Origin of the sequence: Meinhardsimonia xiamenensis (assembly GCF_900102905.1) — a bacterium.
Lineage (GTDB): Bacteria > Pseudomonadota > Alphaproteobacteria > Rhodobacterales > Rhodobacteraceae > Meinhardsimonia > Meinhardsimonia xiamenensis.
The window spans coordinates 586470-608927 of record NZ_FNFV01000001.1; the positions used below are offsets into that span (position 1 = coordinate 586470).

A 22458-nucleotide genomic window follows, 5' to 3' on the forward strand; every position below is an offset into this window, starting at 1 on the left:
TTTTGTGACGGTTGCGGTTCATTGCGCCGTTCATTCGGCGGCAATCTGCCGCGCCGCGGCGGCGAAGCGTTCAAGAATGGCATCGGCGGCCTCGCGCCCGTCGCGGATCGCCCAGACGACGAGGCTCGCGCCCCGCACGATGTCGCCCGCGGCATAGACCCCGTCGAGGCTGGTGGCATGGGTGCGGAAGTCGGCCTTGATGGTACCCCAGCGTGTCACCTCGAGGCCATCCACGCCCCAGAGCCGGGGCAGCTCCTCCGGCTCGAAGCCCAGCGCCTTGATGACCAGATCGGCGGGCTCGACATACTCCGCCCCCTCTATCGGCTCGGGCTTCTGGCGTCCCGTGGCATCGGGCGCGCCGAGGCGCATCTTCTGCACGATGACCCCTTCCACCGGGTCGCCGACGAAACCTTTCGGAGCAGTGAGCCAGACGAACTCGACGCCTTCCTCCTCGGCGTTCTGCACCTCGCGCACCGAGCCCGGCATGTTCGCACGGTCTCGCCGGTAGAGGCACTTCACGCTCACCGCGTCCTGGCGGATCGCGGTGCGTACGCAGTCCATCGCCGTGTCGCCGCCGCCGATCACCACCACGCGCTTGCCGGCCGCGTTCAGCGTGCCGTCCTCGAACTCGGGCACGCGATCGCCGAAGCCCACGCGATTGGCCGCGGTGAGATAGTCGAGCGCGCGCACGATCCCGCGCGCACCGGCGCCGGGCGCGTCGATCACCCGCGCCTTGTAGACGCCGGTGGCGATCAGCACGGCGTCATGCGCGGCGCGGATCTCGTCGAAGCCGATGTCCTCGCCGACGTTGCAGTCGAGGCGGAAGGTCACGCCGCCCTTCTCGAGCTGTTCGATCCGGCGCATGACGACCGGCTTTTCGAGCTTGAAGCCGGGAATGCCGTAGGTGAGCAGACCCCCGGCCCGGTCATACCGATCATAGACGGTGACCTGCACGCCGGCACGCCGGAGCCTGTCGGCCGCGGCAAGCCCGGCCGGCCCCGCGCCGATGATCCCGACGCTCTCTTCGCGTTCATGGGCGGGGGAGGGGATGTCGACCCAGCCCTGCTCCCAGGCGGTGTCGGTGAGGAACTTCTCGATCGCGCCGATGGTTACCGTGCCATGGCCCGCCTGTTCGATCACGCAATTGCCCTCGCAAAGCCGGTCCTGAGGGCAGATGCGGCCGCAGATTTCGGGAAAGGTGTTCGTGTACTGGCTCAGGCGGTAGGCCTCTTCGAGCCGGCCCTCGGCGGTGAGCTTGAGCCAGTCGGGGATGTTGTTGTGCAGCGGGCAATGCGTCTGGCAGTAGGGCACGCCGCACTGACTGCAGCGCGCCGCCTGCTGCGCGGCCTTTTCCGCGGCAAATTCGCCATAGATCTCGCGGAAGTCGTGCGCGCGTGCGGGCGCGGGACGCTTCGGCGGCGTTTCCATCGGTACATCGACGAACTGGAGCATTCTGAGCTTCTTCACGGTGGGGCTCCTTGCTGTCCTCGGTGCTCCTCCGGCCCGCGCGCCGGGGTCATCCGTTCTGGTCGCGGTGTCATGTACATGATCGCGACACCAAAGAAAAGTAAGAAATACTGACATAACTTTCGCCGCAATCCGCGCGGGCTGGAGCCGACCGGGTCAAAATGCGTGATAACAGGTAAGTAATACTGACTTGTTTTTGAGCTTTCCATTGCGGGTGAAGCGGATAGGTTTCGGGCGTTCCTCACGCGAGCCCGGCCCATGCCCATCCTGCATCTGCTTCTCGTCGCCACGATCCAGGGGATCACCGAGTTCCTGCCCATCTCCTCATCAGGGCATCTGATCCTCCTGCCGCAGCTCACCGGTGCGGCTGACCAGGGGCTGGCGGTGGATGTGGCCGTGCATGTGGGCACGCTTCTGGCGGTGATTCTGTATTTCTGGCGCGATGTGCGCCTGGCGGCGGGCGGCCTGCCGGCGCTTCTTGCAGGGCGCGTCGGGGAGCCGGGCGCGCTGCTCGCGCTGCTGCTGGTCATCGCCACCGTTCCCGTCGTCCTGGCCGGTGCGCTGCTCGAACTCGCGGGGCTGACCGCGGCGCTGCGCTCTGTTGCCGTCATTGGCTGGACAACGCTGATCTTCGGGCTGCTTCTGTGGTGGGCCGACAGGACAGGACAGCAGGTCAAGCGAAGCGAGGAATGGTGCCTGCGTGACGCCGTGGTGATGGGCCTGTGGCAGGCGCTGGCGCTCATCCCCGGCACCTCGCGGTCGGGTGTGACCATTACCGCCGCGCGGCGCCTCGGCTACGCCCGTCACGACGCCGCGCGCCTGTCGATGCTGATGTCGATACCGACCATTCTTGCGTCGGGGGCGCTCCTCGGTGCCGAGGTCGCGCTTTCGGGCGACCCCGGGCGGCTGTCCGACATGGTGATCGGCGCGGCATTCGCGTTCGCCGCGGCGCTCCTCGCGCTCAGTCTGATGATGCGCCTCCTGCGCAGCCTCAGTTTCACCCCCTACGTCATCTATCGCGTGGGGCTGGGCCTTGTGCTGCTGTGGGTCGCCTACGGCTGACCGTTCACGCGCCGTGCCGGTGCCGCGCCCTGAGCCGCCGGGCGCTGTCGCGTATCGCCGCGTATTGCCCGAGTGGGCGATAGGGCCACAGATACTCGGGCAGCACCGCTTCCATCGGCGTCGGCGTGACGCCGAGGTCAATGAGCCCGCGCGCCGTCTCCGACACCACGTTGTCGCGCCGCAGAAGCCGGATCTGGTCACGCGTGACGGGCGGCGTCAGAAGCCCGATGGTCAGCGCCGACAGCGCCTCGCTCACGCCGCCGATCGCCGCGCCCGCCCAGAAGGGAAGCGGCAGGATCAGCCGGCGCCGCTCGATGACGTCGAGCATGCGGCGCATGAGCCCGGCGAAATCGTCGATCTCCGGCCCGCCGAGCTCATACACGCCGGCGGTCTCGTCGTTGTCGATGGCATTCACCGCCGCGGCCGCGACGTCTTCGACATAGACGGGCTGGAAGCGCGTGCGCGCCCCGAAGACCGGAATCACCGGCGACATCCGTGCCATGGCGGCGAAACGGTTGAAGAACTGATCCTCGGGTCCGAACACCACCGATGGGCGCAATATCACCGCGTCCGGCCGCGCGGCCAGCACCGCCGCCTCACCGGCGGCCTTGGTGCGGGCATAGAGGCTCGGGCTCTGCGGATCGGCGCCGAGGGCGGAGACGTGCACCACGCGCTCAACGCCCTCCTCGGCAGCAATGCGCGCGACCCGACCCGCGCCCTCGTCATGCACGGCGCTGAAGCTGTTGGCGCCGGACGGCGTGAGAACGCCCACGCAGTTGACCACCGCGTCGGCGGAACGGGTGGCAAGCCGCACGCTTGCCTCGTCGCGGATGTTGGCGAAGACGGGCTCGATCTGGCCGGGAACGCCGTAGGTGCGGGTAAAGAGCGCCTCGTTGGGCCGGCGCACCGCGACCCGGATGCGCCAGCCATCCTCGGCCAGCCGTTCGGTGATGTAGCGCCCGATGAACCCGGAGCCGCCGAAAACCGTCACGAGCCTCGACATCGCCTGCCTCCTCTGGATGGGTCGGCTCTCCTTAGCGTTCCGTGCGCGCGCAAACAAGACGACCGGAACGCGCGATCGGCCGTTGACACCCCCCTCGGGCGGAGATACATCGCCGCTCACGACACCTGCCCAGGTGGCGGAACTGGTAGACGCGCTAGCTTCAGGTGCTAGTGCCCGTATGGGCGTGGAGGTTCGAGTCCTCTCCTGGGCACCATTCCCCCGCAGAACTGTTTCCCGAAGAACGTGATACCGGCCATGGTGGGGCGGGCATCGTCCCGCACGGGCGCGCCCTTGCCCCGACGCGGGCGCCCTTGCCCCGACGCGGGCGCAGGTGCGGGCGCGCGGCACCCTTGACGTGCCGCGACCCGGAGCTCAGCTGCGCACCAGCTTCTCGTAGGCCTCGGCGATCTCGCGGGTGAGCTGGCCGACCTCGAAGGTGTAGTCGCCGATCTGACCCACGGGCGTGACCTCGGCCGCCGTGCCCGTCAGCCAGCACTGCTGGAAGTCCTCGAGCTCGCGCGGCTCGATGTGGCGCTCGTGCACCTTGATCTGGCGGTCCTTCAGAAGGCCGATCACCGTCTGCCGCGTCAGTCCGTTCAGGAAACAGTCGGGCTTCGGCGTGTGCACCTCGCCATCCTTCACGAAGAAGATGTTCGCACCCGTCGCTTCGGCCACATAGCCGCGATAGTCCATGAACAACGCATCCGAGCAGCCCTTGTTCTCGGCCTGGTGCTTGGAGATCGTGCAGATCATGTAGAGCCCGGCCGCCTTGGCGTGAACGGGAATCGTCTCGGGGCTCGGACGCTTCCAGCGCGCGATGTCGAGCTTCGCACCCTTGTACTTGGCGTCGCCGTAGTAGCTGCCCCACTCCCAGGCGGCGATGGCGAGGCGGACGGGATTGCGGCGGGCGGCAACGCCCATGTCTTCGCCGGAGCCACGCCAGGCGACGGCGCGCACATAGGCGTCGGTGAGGTTGTTGGCCTTCAGCACCTGCTCCTTGGCCTGCTCGATTTGATCGACGGTCCAGGGAATCTCGAAATCGAGGCATTTCGCCGAGAAGTGCAGCCGCTCGGAATGTGCGCGGGAAAGGAAGATCCTGCCACCATAGGCGCGCTCGCCCTCGAAGACCGACGAGGCGTAGTGCAGCGCGTGGGTCAGAATGTGCACGTTCGCCTCGCGCCAGGGCACAAGGCGCCCGTCCATCCAGATGTAGCCGTCCCGATCGTCATAGCCCGACATGACCGTGTTCCTTTCCCGATGCCGCAACCGGCTTTTCACATGTTGCGCGCGATAGGTCCGAAACGGATACAATCTTGCGCAAAATCGGCAAACCGCTAACAGCCAGACCTTGGAATGTCAACAAGGCTGACATAAACTGAGAATGTCAGGAAACGGGATTTGCGGGCATGACCGATCACGCTGGACCGGGGGCGGGGGGCGAGAGCCTTCTGTATCTGACCGACGAACAGCTCCGTAAGGGAATCGAGGCGATGTTCTTCGCCTATCGCGGTTTCACTGCCGACCCGGACAGGATCCTTGCCGAGAACGGCTACGGGCGGGCCCATCACCGCGCGCTGCACTTCATCCGCCGCTGTCCGGGAACGACCGTGAACAACCTGCTCGACATTCTGGGCGTGACCAAGCAGTCGCTCAACCGCGTGCTGCGCACGCTCATCGAGGACGGGCTCGTGGAAAGCCGCGTGGGCAATCGTGACAAGCGTGAGCGTCACCTCTACCTGACCGACAAAGGCGCCGAGCTGGAGACCCGGCTTTCGGAGGTGCAGCGCGAGCGCATGCGCGCCGCCTACCGCGCCGCCGGGCCCGAGGCGGTCGCCGGTTTCCGAAAGGTGCTCGAGGCGATGATGGACCCGCAGTTGCGCGCCCATTTCAACCGCCTCAAGGAGGGTGGATGAGCGAGGCTCGGGCCGTGCCGCAGGGGCTTCAGCGTCACCTGTTGCTTGTCGAGCCGGACGAGCGGTTGCGCGGGCTCCTCAGAGGATGGCTGTCGCGTCACGGCTGTCTTGTGACCGCCGCGCGGGACGCGGGCCATGCGCGGCGGCTCCTCGAGGGGCTGGACTTCGATCTCGTCGTGGCTCCCGCAGCCTCGGCAAGCGAGCTCGCCATGGCCGGGCGCGCGCCGCTCCTGGCGCTTGCGGCCGGGCCGGAGGAGGCCGCGGCGGCGCGTGATGCCGGTGCGCGTGCCGTGCTGGCACGCCCCTTTGCCCCCGAAGAGCTTCTTGCCATGATCGAGCAGCTCGTGCCGCGCGAGGACGCGGCCGGGCCGGAGGAACAGGCGATTCGCCTCGGCAGCGCGCGCTTCGATCCGGTGACGCGCGAGTTGCGCCGCAATGGCGCGTTACTGCGCCTCACCGCGGCCGAGACGCGACTGATGGAGCGGTTGGCCGCTGCGGCTGGCGCGCCGGTGCGCCGCGAGAGCCTGATTGACGGCATGGGAAGGTCGCTCGAGGCCGCTGGCCGCGATGCAAGGCGGTCAGAGCAGGACGCGCGTGCGCAGCTGCGCGCCGTCGATGTCCAGATCACGCGGCTGCGGCGCAAGCTCGAGCCCGACCCGAAGAATCCGCGCTACATTCTCACGGTGCGCGGCGTCGGCTACATGCTGGTTCCCGACTGATCCGCCGAGCAGGAGCGAGAGGCCCATGACCACCGCGCTTTTTACCCATCCTTCGGCGCGCGAGCACGTCACGCCCCCCGGCCACCCCGAGCAGGTGGCGCGCATCGAGGCCATCTGGCGCGCGCTGGAGGCTCCCGCCTTCACCGCCCTTGATCGGCGCGAGGCGCCGGAGGCGTCGGAGGCCGACCTCGAACTCTGCCACCCGCGCGGCCACATCGAGGCGATTCGCGCCGCGATCCCCGAGAGCCGCTACGTCGCGCTCGATGCCGACACCTTCGTCAGCCCCGGCTCGTGGGAGCCGGCGCTGCGCGCCGTGGGCGGCTGCATCGCGGCGGTGGATGCGGTGCTTGCGGGCGAGGTTGCCAACGCCTTCGTTGCCATGCGCCCGCCCGGCCATCACGCCGAGCGCGCGCGGCCCATGGGCTTCTGCCTCTTCGGCAATGTCGCCATCGCCGCGCGCCACGCGCTCGAGCGGCACGGGCTTTCGCGCGTGGCCATTCTCGACTTCGACGTGCACCACGGCAACGGCACGCAGGATCTGATGTGGGACGAGCCGCGCGTGCGCTTTGCCTCCTCGCACCAGATGCCGCTCTATCCCGGCACCGGCAGCCGCGAGGAGCGTGGCGCGCATGGCAATATCATCAACGTCCCCCTCAAGCCCATGACCGGCGGCGCCGAGATGCGCGCGGCCTGGGACGGCGAGATATTGCCCGCCATCGACGCCTTCGCGCCCGAGCTGGTGCTCGTTTCGGCGGGGTTTGACGCCCACGCCGCCGACCCGCTCGCGCAGCTCAACTGGACGGAAGAGGATTTCGCCTGGCTGACGGGGCGCATCTGCGATGTCGCCGCGCGCCATGCGGGCGGGCGCGTGGTCTCGACTCTGGAAGGGGGCTATGATCTTCAGGCGCTGGCCGCGAGCGTGGCCGCCCATGTATCGGTGCTGATGGAGAGGGGCGAGGAATGAGCGAGAAGCCGGTCGAGGAAATGTCCTTCGAGGAGGCGATGCGCGCCCTTGAGGAGGTGGTGCGGCAGCTCGAGTCGGGCGAGGTGGAGCTCGAGAAGTCGATCGAGCTCTACGAGCGCGGCGCGAAGCTGAAGAAGCGCTGCGAGGAGAAGCTGCGCGAGGCGGAGGAGAAGATCGAGGCGATCACGCTGGATGAGACCGGCACGCCCAAGGGCACGACGCCGGTCGAGGGACTGTGAGCTTCGCGGAGCGGCTGCGGGCACGCACCGCGCCGCTCGAGTCCTTTCTCGACGAGGTGATGGCGCCGAAGCTCGCGGCCTCGGGCGCGCTGCCGCTCGGGTCGGCGATGGCCTATGCGTTGAAGGGCGGCAAGCGGCTGCGCGGCTTTCTCGTGCTCGAAGGCGCGGCGCTGCACGGGGCGGCGCAAGAGCAGGCGCTGTGGCCGGCGGCGGCGGTGGAGGCGATGCATGCCTATTCGCTCGTCCATGACGATCTGCCCTGCATGGACGACGATGACTTGCGCCGCGGCCAGCCCACCGTGCATGTGAAATGGGACGAGGCGACGGCCGTTCTGGTGGGCGATGCGCTGCAGTCGCTGGCCTTCGAGCTTGCCTCGCATGAGGCCGCGCATCCCGACCCGGCCGTGCGGATCGCGCTTGTGGCGGGGCTCGCGCGTGCAGCCGGGGCTGAAGGCATGGTGCTCGGCCAGGCGCAGGACATCGCCGCCGAGAGCGCGACGAGCCCCCTCACCCTTGCCGAGATCACCGCGCTTCAGGCCAACAAGACCGGCGCGCTTATCGTCTGGTCGGCCGAGGCGGGGGCGCGGCTTGCCGGCGCCGACCCCGCGCCGATGGCGGCTTACGCGCGGGCGCTGGGGCTGGCATTCCAGATCGCCGATGACATATTGGACGTCGCAGGCGACGCGGCGAAGGCCGGCAAGCGCGTCGGCAAGGATGCCGCCCGCGGCAAGGCAACCTTCGTCTCGCTGCTCGGCCTTGAGGCCGCGCGCGCGCGCGCGGCCGAGCTTGTGGATGAGGCGATTGCCGCGCTCGATGGCTACGGCGCCGCCGCCGACGGGTTGCGGGAAGCGGCCCGCTTCGTTATTGCCCGCGAGATGTGATCGGACGCCCCCGAGGGGCGCGGAGAGATGTCGGACACGCCGGAAACCACCCCCAGACCCGCCACGCCCACGCTCGACCGCGTGCGCGAGCCGGCTGACCTGAAGCGGCTCAGCGACGCCGAGCTGAAGCGGCTCGCGCAGGAGCTGCGCGCCGAGACGATCAGCGCGGTCTCGGTCACCGGTGGCCATCTCGGCGCGGGGCTTGGCGTGGTAGAGCTCACCGTGGCCATCCACGCCGTCTTCGACACCCCGCGCGACAAGCTGATCTGGGACGTCGGCCACCAGTGCTATCCGCACAAGATCCTGACCGGCCGGCGCGACCGCATCCGCACCCTGCGCCAGAAGGGCGGGCTTTCGGGCTTCACCAAGCGCGCCGAGAGCCCCTATGACCCCTTCGGCGCGGCGCACAGCTCCACCTCCATCTCGGCCGCGCTCGGCTTTGCCGTGGCGCGCGATCTGGGCGGGCGGGACGAGACCGGCCCCATCGGCGACGTGATCGCGGTGATCGGTGACGGGGCGATGTCGGCCGGGATGGCCTATGAGGCGATGAACAACGCAGGCCACCTGGGCAAGCGCATGTTCGTCATCCTCAATGACAACGAGATGTCCATCGCCCCGCCCGTGGGCGCGATGTCGGCCTATCTCTCGCGGCTCTATGCCGGGGCGCCGTTTCAGGAGCTCAAGGCCGCCGCCAAGGGCGCGATCAGCCTTTTGCCGCACCCCTTCCAGGAGGGCGCGCGGCGCGCGAAGGAGATGCTCAAGGGCCTCACCGTGGGCGGCACGCTCTTCGAGGAACTCGGCTTTTCCTACGTCGGGCCGATCGACGGGCATGATCTTGACCAGCTCCTGCCGGTGCTGCGCACCGTGCGCGAGCGTGCCACCGGGCCGATGCTCATCCATGTCATCACCCAGAAGGGCAAGGGGTACGCCCCGGCCGAGCGCGCCCGTGACCGGGGCCACGGCGTGGGCAAGTTCGACGTCGTCACCGGCGAGCAGAAGAAGGCGCCCTCGAACGCGCCGACCTACACCAAGGTCTTTGCCCGTGCGCTCATCCGCGAGGCGGAGGATGACGAGCGCATCGTCGCCGTCACCGCCGCCATGCCCGACGGCACCGGCCTTGACCTTTTCGCCGAGCGTTTCCCGCGCCGCTGCTTCGATGTGGGCATTGCCGAACAGCATGCCGTGACCTTCTCGGCCGGCATGGCGGCCGGCGGGCTCAAGCCCTTCTGCGCGATATACTCCACCTTCCTGCAGCGCGGCTATGACCAGGTGGTGCATGATGTCGCCATCCAGCGCCTTCCCGTGCGCTTCGCCATCGACCGCGCCGGGCTTGTCGGGGCCGATGGCGCCACCCACGCCGGCGCATTCGACATCGCGTTTCTGTCGAACCTGCCGGGCTTCGTGGTGATGGCCGCGGCCGACGAGGCGGAGCTTGTGCACATGGTCGCCACCGCAGCCGGCTACGACGAGGGGCCGATCGCCTTTCGCTACCCCCGCGGGGAGGGCGTGGGCGTGGAGATGCCAGAGCGCGGCAGACCGCTCGAGATCGGGCGCGGCCGGATCATCCGCGAGGGCGGGCGCGTGGCGCTGCTCTCCCTCGGTACGCGGCTGCAGGAGACGCTGATCGCCGCCGAGGCGCTGGCGGCGCGCGGGCTCGCGCCGACGGTGGCCGATGCGCGATTCGCCAAACCGCTCGATCGCGAGCTGATCCTGCGGCTGGCGGCCGAGCATGAGGCGCTGATCACCCTCGAAGAGGGTGCCATCGGCGGTTTCGGCAGCCATGTTGCGCAGCTCTTGGCCGAAGAGGGTGTGTTCGACCGGGGGTTGAAGTTCCGCTCCATGGCGCTGCCGGACGTGTTCATAGACCAGGCGACGCCGGCGGAAATGTATGACATCGCCGGGCTTTCGGCCCGTCACATCGAGGCGAAGGCGCTCGAGGTGCTGGGCGTGACCGACATTGCGAGCCTGCGCGCCTGATGCGCATTTGCAACGTTCGTCTCTTGGTGCAAGGGGCGTCCTCTGGAACTCGAGAACGGGCCCGCCTATGTTCGCGCCCGAACTTCTCGTTGGGGGTTAGGCAAATGAAGAAAGCAGTCCTTGCAATCGGCCTGTCGATGCTCGTTTCCACCGCGGCGTGGGCCGACGGGCCCGGCGCGCCAATGATGGAGCCGGAAGTCGTGCGCACCGAGACGGCGGCGACGGCGTCCGACAGCTGGGTGGTCCTGCTGCTGACCGCGGCGGTTGTCGCGGCGGCTCTGTCCAACTGAACTGCGCAGGTCGGCGCGGCGGTTAAGCCGCGCCGGCCGCTTTCTCTGCCTTGAGAAGCGCTTCGAGCCCGGCCTTGTAGGTCGGGTATTTCAGTTTGACGCCCAGCTCGCGCTTGATCCGGTCATTCCGCACCCGCTTTGACTCGGCGTAGAAGCTGCGCGCCATCGGGCTCATCTGCGCCGTCGCGAAATCCTCCGCCGGCGGAACCGGCAGCCCCATGATCCGTGCGGCATGCGCCATCACCTCCTCGGGCGGCGCGGGGTCGTCGTCGCACACATTGTAGATCGCGCCGGGGTTCGGCCGGGCGACGGAGGCGGCGAGAACCGTGGCGATGTCCTCGACATGAATGCGCGAGAACACCTGGCCGGGCTTGACGATGCGCCGCGCCGTGCCCGCGCGCAGCTTGGCGAAGGGGCCGCGGCCGGGGCCGTAGATGCCCGCAAGCCGGAAGATGTGCAAAGGCAGCCCGGTTTCCTCGGCAAGCGCCTGCCAGGCGGCCTCGGCGGCAACGCGCGCCCGGCCCCGCGGCGTGGCGGGCGCAAGCGGCGTCTCCTCGTCAACCCAGCCGCCGGCGTGATCGCCGTAGACGGCTGTGGTGGAGAGATAACCGACCCATTTGAGCCGGGGGGCGGCGGCGGCCATCGCCGCCCGCCAGTCGCGCAGCACCGGATCGCCTGTTTCCACATCGGGTGCGGTGCAGACCAGAAGGTGATCGGCGGCGGCAATGGCGGGGGCGAGATCCTCGCCCGGCCAGAGCAGCGGCTCGATACCCACTCCGGCGAGCCCCTCCAGCCGTTCGCGCTCGCGGGTCGTGCCCCACACCCGCCAGCCCTCCTGCGCAAGCCGCGCCCCGAAGACGCGGCCCGTGTAGCCGGCGCCGAAGATCAGCATCTGCCCTGCCATGATCCGCTCCCCTCTCATGTGCGCTCAGGCCGGCCCGTTGATCTCGAGCAGGTTGCCGGCCGGATCCTCGACGTAGATGTGCCTGAGCCCCGGAATGGCAAATTCCCCCACCTCCGAGAAGGCAATGCCGGCCGCGCGCAACCGCTCCGCGACGGCGTCCAGATCGTCGACGTGAAGGGCGACATGCCCGCCCATCGAAGGGTTGTGCATGAGGTTGTTGCGGCGCGCGAAGTCGGGGTCGGGCGCGATGAGGTGCAGCCCGGTGTTCACCCCCCGCCCGTCGGGGAAGAGCGCCAGCCGGTCGGGCTCGGCCGGCAGGTAGCCGCGCGCGGGCGGAAAGCGCCACGCCCCTTCCTCAAGCCCCAGAACGGCGGAATAGAACCGCGCCGCCGCCCGCACATCGCGGGCCTCCAGATTGACGTGATGGATCGACCAGCGCATGACGCACCTCCCCGGATTGTGACCGGGCGAGCCTAAACGCCGCAGCGTGTGCTGCGCCAGAGGGGAGGGGCGCGCTTGTTCGTCGGCGCCCCCTCGTCTAAGCCTGCGCGGAGCCGTGTGAAGCAGGAGGACCAATGGCGCGCAACGAGACCTCGAAGGAAGATCGCGCCAAGTCGCGCGACATCGGCGCGCTGCGCCGGCTCTGGCCGTTCCTGAAGCCCTACCGGCTGCTCATGGCCGCCGCGCTCGTGGCGCTGGTCTTCACCGCCATGATCTCGCTGGCGCTGCCCCTGGCGGTGCGCCGGGTGGTGGACGGCTTCGAGACCGAGGTCGCCCGGCTGCTCGACCAGTACTTCCTGGCCGCGCTCGCCATCGCCTGGGCGCTCGCGATCGGCACCGGGCTTCGATACTACCTCGTCACCCGGCTTGGCGAGCGGGTGGTGGCCGACATCCGCAAGGCCGTCTTCGATCGCGTCATCGGCATGAGCCCCGCCTTCTACGAGCGGATCATGACCGGCGAGGTGCTGAGCCGCATCACCACCGACACCACGGTGATCCTGTCGGTGATCGGCTCCTCGATCTCGGTGGCGCTCAGAAACGTGCTCATCCTCTTCGGCGGGCTCGCGCTGATGCTCGTCACCTCGCCCAAGCTCACCGGCCTCGTGCTCCTGCTGGTGCCGGTGGTGATCGTGCCGATCATCACGCTCGGCCGCCGCCTGCGTCGGCTGTCGCGCGAGAACCAGGACTGGATTGCGGCCTCTTCGGGCAATGCCTCCGAGGCGCTTTCGGCGGTGCAGACGGTGCAGGCCTTCACCGCCGAGGAGGAGGCGCGCCGCCGCTTCTCGGAGGTGACGGAGACGGCTTTCCTCTCTGCCCGCCACCGCATCGCGGTGCGCGCGGTGATGACGGTGATCGTGATCGGGCTGATCTTCACCGGCGTCGTGGGCGTGCTCTGGGTGGGCGCGCGCGATGTGCGGGCCGATGTGATGAGCGTGGGCGAGCTCGTGCAGTTCGTGATCTACGCGATCATGGTGGCGGGTGCCGTGGGCGCGCTGTCGGAGATCTGGGGCGAGCTTCAGCGCGCGGCCGGCGCCACCGAGCGCCTGGTGGAGCTTCTGGGCGCGGTCGATGCGGTGCGCGACCCCGAAAACCCCGTGCCGCTGCCGCGCCCCGTGAAGGGCGAGATCGAGCTCGATCACGTCTCCTTCAGCTATCCCACCCGGCGCGACACGCGCGCTCTCGACGATGTGACGCTGAAGGTGCGCCCCGGCGAGACGGTGGCGCTGGTGGGCCCGTCGGGAGCGGGCAAGTCAACCGTGATCCAGCTCATCCTGCGCTTCTATGACCCCGACGAGGGCGCGGTGCGGCTCGACGGGATCGATTTGCGCGACATGGCGCGCTCCGACTTTCGCCGCGAGATCGCGCTGGTGCCGCAGGAGCCGGCGATCTTCGCCACCACGGTGCGCGAGAACATCCGCTTCGGCCGGCCCGACGCGAGCGACGAAGAGGTGGAAGAGGCCGCGCGCGCGGCGGCGGCGCACGAGTTCATCATGGAGCTTCCCAAGGGCTATGAGACGGAGGTGGGCGAGCGCGGCGTGATGCTCTCGGGCGGCCAGCGCCAGCGCATCGCCATTGCCCGGGCGATCCTGCGCGACGCGCCGGTGCTGCTTCTCGACGAGGCGACGAGTGCGCTTGACGCCGAGAGCGAGCGCGCGGTGCAAGAGGCGGTGGAGAAGCTCAGCCGGGATCGCACCACGCTGGTGATCGCGCACCGCCTTGCCACGGTGAAGCGGGCCGACCGCATCGTCGTCTTCGAGGCAGGGCGCATCGTCGCCGAAGGCACCCATGACGAGCTCGTGGCCGAGGGCGGGCTTTATGCGCGTCTGGCGCGGCTTCAGTTCACCGAAGGGATGGCAGCGGCCGAGTAGGCCTCCTGCAAACTGCCGCAACGACACCCGCGCCGCCTTCTTGAAACGCGGGCGCAATCCTTCCATCCTTGCCGGCCAGGGGGAGAGGGCCGCATGCGGCCCAAGGGAGGAATTGCCATGGCACGATTTGCCTCGAAGGCCGACCGCGACGCCATTGAAGCCGAAATGCCGTGGGAGGCGCGCGATGTTCCGGTCACGCTCTATGAACGGCTGACCAAGACGGCGGAGGCGTTTCCCGACCGCCCGGCGATGAGCTTTCAGATGTTCTCGGGGCCGAAGGATCCGGCCGAGACGCTCACATGGCGTCAGTTTCACGCCCGCGTCACGCAGGCCGCGAACCTCTTTCGCAGCCTCGGCATCGGCCCGGATGACACGGTGGCCTACCTTCTGCCCAACTGCAACGAGACGCTCTTTGCCTTCCTTGGCGGCGCGGTCGCGGGCAAGGTCAACCCCATCAACCCGCTGCTCGATGCCGAGCAGATCGCCGGCATCCTGCGCGAGACGGGCGCGAAGGTGCTGGTGACGCTGCGCGCCTTTCCCAAGACGGACGTGCCGCAGAAGGCGGCCGAGGCGGTGGCGATGGCGCCGAATGTGGAGACGGTGCTCGAGGTCGATCTTCTGCGCTACCTGACCCCGCCGAAATCATGGATCGTGCCGCTGATCCGCCCGAAGAACCCCGCGCGCCACAAGGCGCGGGTGCTGAGCTTCACCCGCGAGCTTGCGCGCCAGCCCGAAAAGCTCGCCTTTGAGGACGTGCGCGAGGACCGCATCGCGGCGCTCTTTCACACCGGGGGCACCACCGGCATGCCCAAGGTGGCGCAGCAGAAATATTCCGGCCTCATCTACAACGGCTGGCTGGGGCAGGAGCTTCTCTTCACGGAGAAGGACACGCTGATCTGCCCGCTGCCGCTCTTTCACGTCTTCGCCGCCGTGGTGGTGGTGATGGCCTCGATCAGCTCTGGCGCGCATGTGGTGTTCCCGACGCCTGCGGGCTATCGGGGCGAGGGCGTGTTCGACAATTTCTGGAAGCTCATCGAGCGCTGGAAGGTAAGCTTTGTCATCACCGTGCCGACGGCGATCGCGGCGCTGATGCAGCGGCCCGTCGATGCCGATGTCTCGACGCTTCAGGTCGCCTTTTCGGGCTCGGCTCCCTTGCCCGTGGAGCTTTATCACCGTTTTCAGAAGGCCACCGGCGTGACCATCGTCGAGGGCTACGGGCTGACCGAGGCCACCTGCCTTGTCTCCTGCAACCCGCCTTCGGGGGAGAAGAAGATCGGCTCGGTGGGCGTGCCGTTTCCCTACACGGATGTGCGCATCCTCGACTGCGACGAGAAGGGCGAGGTGCGCCGCGAGATGGGGGTGGACGAAGTTGGCGAGATCTGCGTCTCCAACCCCGGCGTCATCCCTGGCGGCACCTATACCGACCCGGAGAAGAACATCGGGCTCTATGCCTGGGGCACGCATCTGCGCACCGGTGATCTCGGGCGACTCGACGCCGACGGCTATCTGTGGATCACCGGCCGCGCGAAGGATCTCATCATCCGCGGCGGCCACAACATCGACCCGGCCGAAATCGAGGAGGCGCTGCTCTCGCACGAGGCGGTGGCCTTTGCCGGGGCGATCGGCCAGCCCGATGCCTTCGCCGGCGAGCTGCCGGCGGTTTACGTGGAGCTCGTGGAAGGCGCGCAGGTGAGCGAGGCCGAGCTGATGGAGCATGCGAAGAAGCACATCCATGAGCGCGCGGCGCATCCCAAGTATCTGGAGATCCTGCCCGAGCTGCCGAAGACGGCGGTGGGCAAGGTGTTCAAGCCGGCGCTGAGAAAACTCGCGATCACGCGCGTCTACAACGAGGCCCTGACGAAGGCCGGGATTGCGGCCGAGGTCTTCGAAGTGGTCGAGGACAAGCGCCGCGGGCTGGTGGCGCGGCTCAGAAGGACCGGCGAGGTGGATGAGGCCGAGGTGGAGAAGGTGCTGGGCGAATACACCCGGCCGTGGGAGTGGGCCGACTGAGCGCGCGTGCCGCCCCGGCTGGCGCCGGCGCGGGTGGGTATTTGACCCAGGGTGATGGGGGCAGGGCGCGCCCGGTTTCAGACGCTCATCGTGGCCTCGACGGCGCGCTGCCAGCGCTCGTAGCGGTGCGCGCGGGTGGGCTCGTCCGTCTGCGGGGTGAAGCGGCGGTCGAGCGCCCAGCTCCGGGCGAATTCCTCCGGCCCCGGATAGACGCCCGTGGCCATGCCGGCGAGCCAGGCGGCGCCGAGGGCGGTTGTCTCCAGAACCTCGGGCCGGTCGACCGGGGCGCCGAGGATGTCGGCAAGAAACTGCATCGTCCAGTCCGAGGCGGTCATGCCACCATCGACGCGCAGGACGGCGCCCTCGCCTGCGCCGGGCCAGTCGGCGCGCATTGCCTCCCACAGGTCGCGGGTCTGGAAGCCCACGCTTTCGAGCGCGGCGCGGGCGAACTCGGCGCGGCTGGTGCCGCGGGTGAGGCCGAAGATCGCCCCGCGGCAGTCGGGGTTCCAGTAGGGGGCGCCGAGGCCGGTGAAGGCGGGGACGAGGATGACCTCCTGGCCGGGGTCGGCACGGGCGGCAAGCTCGCCCGACTGGGCGGCGCTTTCGATGATGCCAAGCCCGTCGCGCAGCCATTGCACCACGGCGCCGGCGATGAAGATCGAGCCTTCGAGCGCGTAGGTGGGCTTGCCGGCGAGCTGATAGGCGATGGTGGTGAGCAGACGGTTTTGCGAGGTCACCGGTTCGGTGCCGGTGTTGAGAAGTGCAAAGCAGCCGGTGCCGTAGGTGGATTTCATCATGCCGGGCGCGAAGCAGGCCTGGCCCACCGTGGCCGCCTGCTGGTCGCCCGCCACGCCGCGGATGGGGATGGCAGCGCCAAAGATGGCAGGGTCGGTCACGCCGAAATCGGCCGCGCAGTCGCGTACCTCGGGCAGCATCTGCATCGGCACATCGAGGATCTGGCAGATGCCCCGGCTCCACTCCCCCCGGCGGATGTCGTAGAGAAGCGTACGCGCGGCATTGGTGGCGTTGGTGGCGTGCACCTTGCCGCCGGTGAGCCGCCAGATCAGGAAGCTGTCGATGGTGCCGAAGGCAAGCCTTCCGGCCTCGGCCGCGGCGCGCGCGCCTTCGACATGGTCGAGCAGCCATTGCAGCTTGGTGCCGGAGAAGTACGGGTCGAGCAAGAGCCCCGTGGCCTCGGTGAACATCGGCTCGTGGCCCTCGGAGCGCAAGAGCGCGCAGGCAGGCGCCGTGCGCCTGTCCTGCCAGACGATGGCGTTGTGGATGGGCTTGCCGGTGTCGCGCTCCCACACCACGGTGGTCTCGCGCTGATTGGTGATGCCGATGGCGGCGATGTCGGCGGCGGTGAGGCCCGCCTTCTCCATCGCGGCGCGGCAGGTCGAGAGCACCGTCTGCCAGATCTCCTCGGGGTCGTGTTCGACCCAGCCCGAAGCGGGGAAGTGCTGGGTGAATTCCTGCTGGGCGACCGCCTTCACCTTCAGCGCGCTGTCAAACACGATGGCGCGGCTCGAGGTGGTGCCCTGGTCGATGGCGAGAACGTGGCTCATGCGTTTTCCTCCCCCAACTGCGAGGCCATCCATGCCTGAAGCCGCGCGATCTGATCGGCGTTCATCCTGAGGCCAAGCTTGCTGCGGCGCCAGAGCACATCTTCCGCCGTGCGGGCGAATTCGTGCTTCATCTGCCAGCGCACTTCCGCCTCGGTCAGCGTGGCGCCGAAATCCTCGCCGAGATCAGCGGCGCTCTTCGCCTCCCCGACAATCTTCTGCGCCTCGGTGCCGTAGGCGCGCACGAGCCGCCGCGCCCAGTCGCGGCCGAGGAAAGGGGCACGGGCGAGAAGCGCGGCAATTTCATCCTCCACGCCATCGACGGGAAAGGCGCCGCCGGGCAGCGGTGCGGCGGCCGTCCACGGGCCCTTGAGGCTGGGGAAGAAGCGGCGGGCCTTGTCGAGTGCGGCTTCGGCCAGCCGGCGGTAGGTGGTGATCTTGCCGCCGAAGACATCGAGAAGCGGGGCGCGGCCGTCCTCGTCCGTGTCGAGCTTCAGCACGTAGTCGCGGGTGGCGGCGGTGGCCGATTTGGCACCGTCGTCATAAAGGGGGCGGACGCCCGAATAGGTCCAGACGATGTCATCCTCGCTGACCGGGTTGCGGAAGTAGAGATTGGCGAAGTCGAGGAGATAACGCTTTTCCGCCTCGGTGCAGACGGGCGGCGTGTCCGGGTCGGGGTGTTCGACATCCGTTGTGCCGATGAGGGTGAAATCCTCCTCATAGGGGATGGCGAAGATGATGCGCCCGTCCAGCCCTTGCAGGAAGTAGGCGCGGTCGTGATCGAAGAGCCGGCGGGTGACGATGTGCGAGCCGCGCACGAGGCGGATGCGCGCGTTGGTCTCCACATGGATGCGCTCATGCAGGATCTGGCTCACCCAGGGGCCGGCGGCGTTGACCAGCATGCGCGCGCGGTGTGTGGTCTCGTGGCCCTCTGCATCGCGGCAGTCGATCTGCCAGAGCCCGCCCACGCGGCGGGCAGAGAGAACTTCGGTGCGGGTGAGGATGCGTGCGCCGCGCTCGGCCGCGTCGCGGGCGTTCAGCACCACAAGGCGCGAGTCCTGCACCCAGCAGTCGGAATATTCGTAGGCCTTGCGGAATTCCGGGCGCAGCGGCGCGCCGGCCGGGTCACGGGTGAGGTCGAGGGTGCGCGTGCCGGGCAGGATCTCGCGCCCGCCGAGATGGTCGTAGAGGAAGAGGCCGAGCCGGATCACCCAGGCCGGCCGGCGGCCTTTCGCCCAGGGCATGAGAAGGCCCAGCATGCGGCTCACCGGCGTGTCGGTGTCAAAGCGCATCTCCGGGTTCAGCGGCAGAACGAAGCGCATCGGCCAGGAGATGTGCGGCATGTTGCGCAAGAGCACCTCGCGCTCGCGTAGCGCCTCCCGCACGAGGCGGAACTCGAGATATTCCAGATAGCGCAGGCCGCCGTGAAAGAGCTTTGTCGAGGCCGATGAGGTGGCCTGCGCCAGATCGCCCTTCTCGGCAAGCGTCACGGACAGGCCGCGCCCGGCGGCATCGCGGGCGATGCCGCAGCCGTTGATGCCGCCCCCGATGATGAAGAGATCGCTGGGTTCGCCCATGGCCGCCTCCCCTGCCGAAATCCGCGGCCATGAAGCATGGCGCCGCCGGACCTGTCAAAGGGAAATTTTCGAGATTGATCGTTTATACGCGTTTTGTTTTCGATATCAGCTTGCGATGACCGATAGCTTGTAAAAGCGAATCGAAACGCGCATCCTGCCCGCAAGGAGGCAACCCCCCATGTCGCAAACCATCCGCCTGCCCGAGATCCTGCAGATCGCCCGCCGCGAGGGCCGGGTGACGGTGGAGGATCTCGCCCGCCGCTTCGGTGTGACCGAGCAGACCATCCGCCGCGATCTCGCCGAGCTTGACGCCAGCGGGCGGCTCACGCGGGTGCATGGCGGGGCGATCCTGCCCTCGGGCGTGGCCAACATCGGCTATGCCGAGCGCCGGGCGCTGAACGCCGAGGCGAAGGCGGCCATTGCCGCGCGGGTGGCGGCGGACATTCCCGAGGATTGCTCGCTGTTTCTCAACATCGGCACCACCACCGAGGCGGTGGCGCGCGCGCTTCTCGCCCATCGCAAGATCATGGTGGTGACCAACAATCTCAACGTGGCCAACATCCTTGCCGAGAACCCCGGCGCGGAGGTGATCGTGGCCGGGGGGGTGCTGCGCCGCTCGGACGGGGGGCTTGTGGGCGCGCAGACATTGCGCGCGATCGGCGAGTTCAAGACCGACATCGCGGTGATCGGCTGCTCGGCGCTTGATGCCGAGGGTGACATTCTGGATTTCGACATTCACGAGGTCGGGGTGAGCCAAATGATCCTCGCCCGCGCGCGCCGTGCCTTTCTGGTCGCCGACCACTCGAAGTTTCAGCGCGCCGCGCCGGTGCGGATCGCCTCGCTTGCCGAGGTCGAGGCGCTCTATACCGACACGCCACCGCCGGACGCTGTCGCGTCGCGCTGCGCGGAGTGGGGCACCCGGGTGGTGGTCGCCGAGGCACGGGAAGGGTAGGGCGGCGCCCGGCCCGGCGGCCGGGCAAGATGCTCAACCTGGATAAAGCCCCGCGACGCGCGCCCGCGCCTGCACCAGCGCCAGAATCGTCTCGGTCATCGGCATCTCGATGTTCACGGCGCGGCCGAGCTCGACCACCGCCGTGACCAGCGCGTCGATCTCCATCGGCCGGCCGCGCTCCAGATCCTGAAGCATCGAGGTCTTGTGCGCGCCGACCGCAGCCGCCCCGTCGATGCGCTTGTCCACATCGATCGGAAAGCGCGCACCCAGCGCCTCGCCCACGGCCTGCCCCTCGAGCATCATCGCACGCGCGATGCGGCGCAGCTCGGGGCGGGTGGCGAGGTGGTCGAGCGTCTCATGGGTGAGCGCCGAGAGCGGGTTGAAGGCCATGTTGCCCCAGAGCTTCACCCAGATCTCGTCGCGGATGCGCGGGCGCACCGGCGCCTTGAAGCCGGCCTTGCGCAGCGCCTCGGAAAAGCGCTGGGCGCGTTCGGATTTCGACCCGTCCGGCTCGCCGAGCGTGAAGCGGTCGCCGGAGATGTGGCGCACCAGCCCCGGTTTCTCGACCTCCGCCGCGGGATAGACAACACAGCCGAGCGCCTTCTCGGGCGGAAGTGCGGCAGAGACGACGCCGCCTGGGTCCACCGCCTCCACCCGCCGGCCTTCCCACTCAGGCCCCAGCCCGTGGAAATACCAGTAGGGCACGCCGTTCATGCCGGTGACCACGCAGGTCTCGGGTCCGACGAGCGGCTTGAGCTTCTCGGCAATGGGCGGAACGGAGTGGGCCTTGAGCGTCAGCACCAGATAGTCCTGCGGGCCGAGCTCGGCGGGGTCATCCGTGGCCTCGACCTGCGCCACCTGGTCGCCGAACTCCTCGGAGATCAGCCACAACCCGTTGTCGCGGATCGCGGCAAGATGGGGTCCGCGCGCGACCACGGAGACTTGCGCCTCGATCTCGGCATTCGCGAGCCGCGCAGCCATCAGCCCGCCGATGGCGCCGGCGCCGAAGACGCAGATCTTCATTGCGCCGCCTCCGGCTCGGCGAGGCCCAGCTTCTCGGCAAGCCCGATGCGTTGCAGCTTGCCGGTGGCGCCCTTGGGGATCTCGTCGAGGATCAGCACCTTCGCGGGCACCTTGAAGGCGGCCAGCCGCTCGGCGGCGAAGGCGCGGATCTCGGCGGGCGTGGCCGTGGCCCCTTCGGCCAGCACCACCGCCGCGGCCACATCCTCACCCAGCATCCGGTGGGGGATGGCGAAAGTGACAACCTGGGCGATGGCCGGGTGCGCCATCAGCACGTCATCGACCTCCCGCGGGCTGATCTTCTCGCCGCCACGGTTGATGATCTCCTTCAGCCGGCCGCGAATCGTCAGGAAGCCTTCCTCGTCGAACTGCCCCTGATCGCCGGTGCGGAACCAGCCGTTCACGAAGCTCTCGGCATTGGCCTTTGGATTGTTGCGGTAGCCCTTGGTGACGTTCTCGCCGCGGATCACCACCTCGCCCACGGCGCCGCGGGGCAGGATGTTGCCCTCCTCGTCCATCAGCTCCACCTCGGGGCCTTGCGCCACGCCCACCGTGCCCGGCTTGCGCTTGCCCGGCGGCAGGAGATTCGAGCACATCTGGTGCGCCGCCTCGGTCATGCCGTAGGCCTCGATCACCGGGCAGCCGAAGGTCTCCTCGAGCGCATTGAACACCGGCACCGGCAGCGAGGCCGAGGAGGAGCGGATGAAGCGCAGCCGCGCGCCCCTGATGATCTCGGCATTGCGCGGGGCACGGGCGAGGATCGCCTGATGCATCGTCGGCACGGCGGTGTACCAGGTCGGGTCCGTCTCCTTCAGCCAGCCGTAGAAGCGCAGCGCGTCGAAGCCCGGTGTGCAGCTGATCGCCGCGCCGGCCTGCACCGAGGCGAGCACGGCGGCGATCAGCCCGTGGATGTGAAAAAGCGGCATGATGTTGAGGCAGCGGTCGCCGGGGGCGAGCTTGAGCGTGCGGGCGATGTTCTCGGCCGAGGCGCAGATGTTGCGCGAGGTGAGCGGCACGATCTTCGGCCGCGAGGTGGTGCCCGACGTGTGGAGCACCAGCGCCTCGTCCTCGGGGCCGTTCGGCGTGGCCTCCGCCTCGGGCAGGGGCGTGCCATCCGCGCCGACCAGCGTGAAGATTCCCGCCTCGCTCTCCCGGCGCAGCTCGGCCAGAGGGATGCCGAGCCGCGCGGCGGCGGCGCGCGCGGGGGTCTCCACCCCTTCGGCGACGATCAGAAGCCGCGCCTCGAGGTCTTCGAGATAGAAGGCGAATTCCTCTTCCCTGTAGGCGGGGTTGAGGGGGGCGGCGGTGGCGTGGGCGGCAATGCCGAGAAAGGCCGTTGCCATGTGCGGCCCGTTCGGCAGCACGATGGCCACGCCGTCGCCCCGGCCCACGCCGGCGCCGGCAAGCTGGGCCCCGGTGCGGTTGATCTGCGCCGCGAGCTCCCCATATGTGATATGGTCGGTGCCCGGCGCGCCGATGGCGGGGCCATCCGCGCGCGCGACAAGATCAACAATGGTGCGTGGCGAGGCGTCTGGCATCTGTTCCTCCA

20 protein-coding genes and 1 tRNA gene are annotated in these 22458 nt (G+C 68.8%); 12 read left to right on the forward strand and 9 right to left on the reverse strand.

Going from position 1 to position 22458, the window contains the following annotated elements:
• Window positions 1-30 precede the first annotated feature (30 nt).
• On the reverse strand, window positions 31-1467 hold the full coding sequence (locus BLQ14_RS02815) for an NAD(P)-dependent oxidoreductase (protein ID WP_092497918.1): 1437 nt from the start codon (window positions 1465-1467) through the stop codon (window positions 31-33).
• Between the two features lie 258 nt (window positions 1468-1725).
• On the opposite strand from BLQ14_RS02815, the gene BLQ14_RS02820 reads away from it, so the two are divergent.
• Window positions 1726-2529, forward strand: a complete 804-nt coding sequence (locus BLQ14_RS02820; RefSeq protein ID WP_092497920.1) for an undecaprenyl-diphosphate phosphatase — start codon at window positions 1726-1728, stop codon at window positions 2527-2529.
• Between the two features lie 4 nt (window positions 2530-2533).
• Here BLQ14_RS02820 and BLQ14_RS02825 read toward each other — a convergent pair whose 3' ends face one another.
• A complete protein-coding gene (locus BLQ14_RS02825) occupies window positions 2534-3532 on the reverse strand; it encodes a complex I NDUFA9 subunit family protein (protein WP_092497922.1) in 999 nt (332 codons plus the stop codon).
• 127 nt (window positions 3533-3659) lie between these two features.
• Here BLQ14_RS02825 and BLQ14_RS02830 point away from each other — a divergent pair.
• Window positions 3660-3746, forward strand: a tRNA-Leu gene (locus tag BLQ14_RS02830).
• Window positions 3747-3904: 158 nt separating this feature from the next.
• On the opposite strand, the gene BLQ14_RS02835 is transcribed toward BLQ14_RS02830, so the two are convergent.
• Window positions 3905-4771, reverse strand: a complete 867-nt coding sequence (locus tag BLQ14_RS02835) for a branched-chain amino acid aminotransferase (RefSeq protein WP_092497924.1) — start codon at window positions 4769-4771, stop codon at window positions 3905-3907.
• A 167-nt stretch (window positions 4772-4938) separates the two neighbouring features.
• Here BLQ14_RS02835 and BLQ14_RS02840 point away from each other — a divergent pair, with 167 nt between their 5' ends.
• The 7 genes from BLQ14_RS02840 (at window position 4939) to BLQ14_RS02870 (ending at window position 10515) form a co-directional block, all read left to right on the forward strand.
• Complete coding sequence (locus tag BLQ14_RS02840; RefSeq protein WP_092497926.1) at window positions 4939-5445, forward strand: MarR family winged helix-turn-helix transcriptional regulator; 507 nt, start codon at window positions 4939-4941, stop codon at window positions 5443-5445.
• Window positions 5442-6164, forward strand: coding sequence for a winged helix-turn-helix domain-containing protein (locus BLQ14_RS02845; RefSeq protein WP_092497928.1), 723 nt, complete (start codon window positions 5442-5444; stop codon window positions 6162-6164). Before BLQ14_RS02840 ends, BLQ14_RS02845 begins: the two co-directional genes overlap by 4 nt.
• Before the next feature lie 25 nt (window positions 6165-6189).
• Window positions 6190-7128: a histone deacetylase family protein gene (locus BLQ14_RS02850; RefSeq protein WP_092497930.1), complete on the forward strand. Its 939-nt coding sequence runs from the start codon at window positions 6190-6192 to the stop codon at window positions 7126-7128.
• Window positions 7125-7367 carry an exodeoxyribonuclease VII small subunit gene (locus tag BLQ14_RS02855; RefSeq protein WP_092497932.1) on the forward strand — a complete coding sequence of 81 codons (243 nt, stop codon included), beginning with the start codon at window positions 7125-7127 and terminating at the stop codon, window positions 7365-7367. Before BLQ14_RS02850 ends, BLQ14_RS02855 begins: the two co-directional genes overlap by 4 nt.
• A 59-nt stretch (window positions 7368-7426) precedes the next feature.
• Window positions 7427-8248 carry a polyprenyl synthetase family protein gene (locus BLQ14_RS02860; RefSeq protein ID WP_092498362.1) on the forward strand — a complete coding sequence of 274 codons (822 nt, stop codon included), beginning with the start codon at window positions 7427-7429 and terminating at the stop codon, window positions 8246-8248.
• 27 nt (window positions 8249-8275) lie between these two features.
• Window positions 8276-10225 carry a 1-deoxy-D-xylulose-5-phosphate synthase gene (dxs, locus tag BLQ14_RS02865; RefSeq protein ID WP_092497934.1) on the forward strand — a complete coding sequence of 650 codons (1950 nt, stop codon included), beginning with the start codon at window positions 8276-8278 and terminating at the stop codon, window positions 10223-10225.
• 104 nt (window positions 10226-10329) lie between these two features.
• Complete coding sequence (locus tag BLQ14_RS02870) at window positions 10330-10515, forward strand: hypothetical protein (RefSeq protein WP_092497936.1); 186 nt, start codon at window positions 10330-10332, stop codon at window positions 10513-10515.
• A 22-nt stretch (window positions 10516-10537) separates the two neighbouring features.
• On the opposite strand, the gene BLQ14_RS02875 is transcribed toward BLQ14_RS02870, so the two are convergent.
• Both BLQ14_RS02875 and BLQ14_RS02880 read right to left on the reverse strand, forming a co-directional pair.
• Window positions 10538-11419, reverse strand: a complete 882-nt coding sequence (locus BLQ14_RS02875) for an SDR family oxidoreductase (protein ID WP_092497938.1) — start codon at window positions 11417-11419, stop codon at window positions 10538-10540.
• Between the two features lie 24 nt (window positions 11420-11443).
• Complete coding sequence (locus BLQ14_RS02880; protein WP_092497940.1) at window positions 11444-11860, reverse strand: VOC family protein; 417 nt, start codon at window positions 11858-11860, stop codon at window positions 11444-11446.
• A gap of 134 nt (window positions 11861-11994) precedes the next feature.
• Here BLQ14_RS02880 and BLQ14_RS02885 point away from each other — a divergent pair, with 134 nt between their 5' ends.
• Window positions 11995-13788: an ABC transporter transmembrane domain-containing protein gene (locus BLQ14_RS02885; RefSeq protein WP_092497942.1), complete on the forward strand. Its 1794-nt coding sequence runs from the start codon at window positions 11995-11997 to the stop codon at window positions 13786-13788.
• A 117-nt stretch (window positions 13789-13905) separates the two neighbouring features.
• Window positions 13906-15798 carry an acyl-CoA synthetase gene (locus tag BLQ14_RS02890; RefSeq protein ID WP_092498364.1) on the forward strand — a complete coding sequence of 631 codons (1893 nt, stop codon included), beginning with the start codon at window positions 13906-13908 and terminating at the stop codon, window positions 15796-15798.
• Window positions 15799-15875: 77 nt separating this feature from the next.
• On the opposite strand, the gene glpK is transcribed toward BLQ14_RS02890, so the two are convergent.
• Both glpK and glpD read right to left on the reverse strand, forming a co-directional pair.
• Window positions 15876-17363 carry a glycerol kinase GlpK gene (glpK, locus tag BLQ14_RS02895; protein WP_092497944.1) on the reverse strand — a complete coding sequence of 496 codons (1488 nt, stop codon included), beginning with the start codon at window positions 17361-17363 and terminating at the stop codon, window positions 15876-15878.
• On the reverse strand, window positions 17360-18937 hold the full coding sequence (gene glpD, locus BLQ14_RS02900) for a glycerol-3-phosphate dehydrogenase (RefSeq protein WP_092497946.1): 1578 nt from the start codon (window positions 18935-18937) through the stop codon (window positions 17360-17362). The genes glpK and glpD overlap by 4 nt, the downstream gene beginning before the upstream one ends.
• Before the next feature lie 178 nt (window positions 18938-19115).
• Between glpD and BLQ14_RS02905 the strand changes: the two genes are divergently transcribed.
• Window positions 19116-19889, forward strand: a complete 774-nt coding sequence (locus tag BLQ14_RS02905; RefSeq protein ID WP_092497948.1) for a DeoR/GlpR family DNA-binding transcription regulator — start codon at window positions 19116-19118, stop codon at window positions 19887-19889.
• Window positions 19890-19922: 33 nt separating this feature from the next.
• On the opposite strand, the gene BLQ14_RS02910 is transcribed toward BLQ14_RS02905, so the two are convergent.
• Together BLQ14_RS02910 and BLQ14_RS02915 are read right to left on the reverse strand one after the other, a co-directional pair.
• On the reverse strand, window positions 19923-20912 hold the full coding sequence (locus tag BLQ14_RS02910; RefSeq protein ID WP_092497950.1) for a 2-dehydropantoate 2-reductase: 990 nt from the start codon (window positions 20910-20912) through the stop codon (window positions 19923-19925).
• Complete coding sequence (locus tag BLQ14_RS02915; protein ID WP_092497952.1) at window positions 20909-22447, reverse strand: acyl--CoA ligase; 1539 nt, start codon at window positions 22445-22447, stop codon at window positions 20909-20911. The genes BLQ14_RS02910 and BLQ14_RS02915 overlap by 4 nt, the downstream gene beginning before the upstream one ends.
• Window positions 22448-22458: the final 11 nt, after the last annotated feature.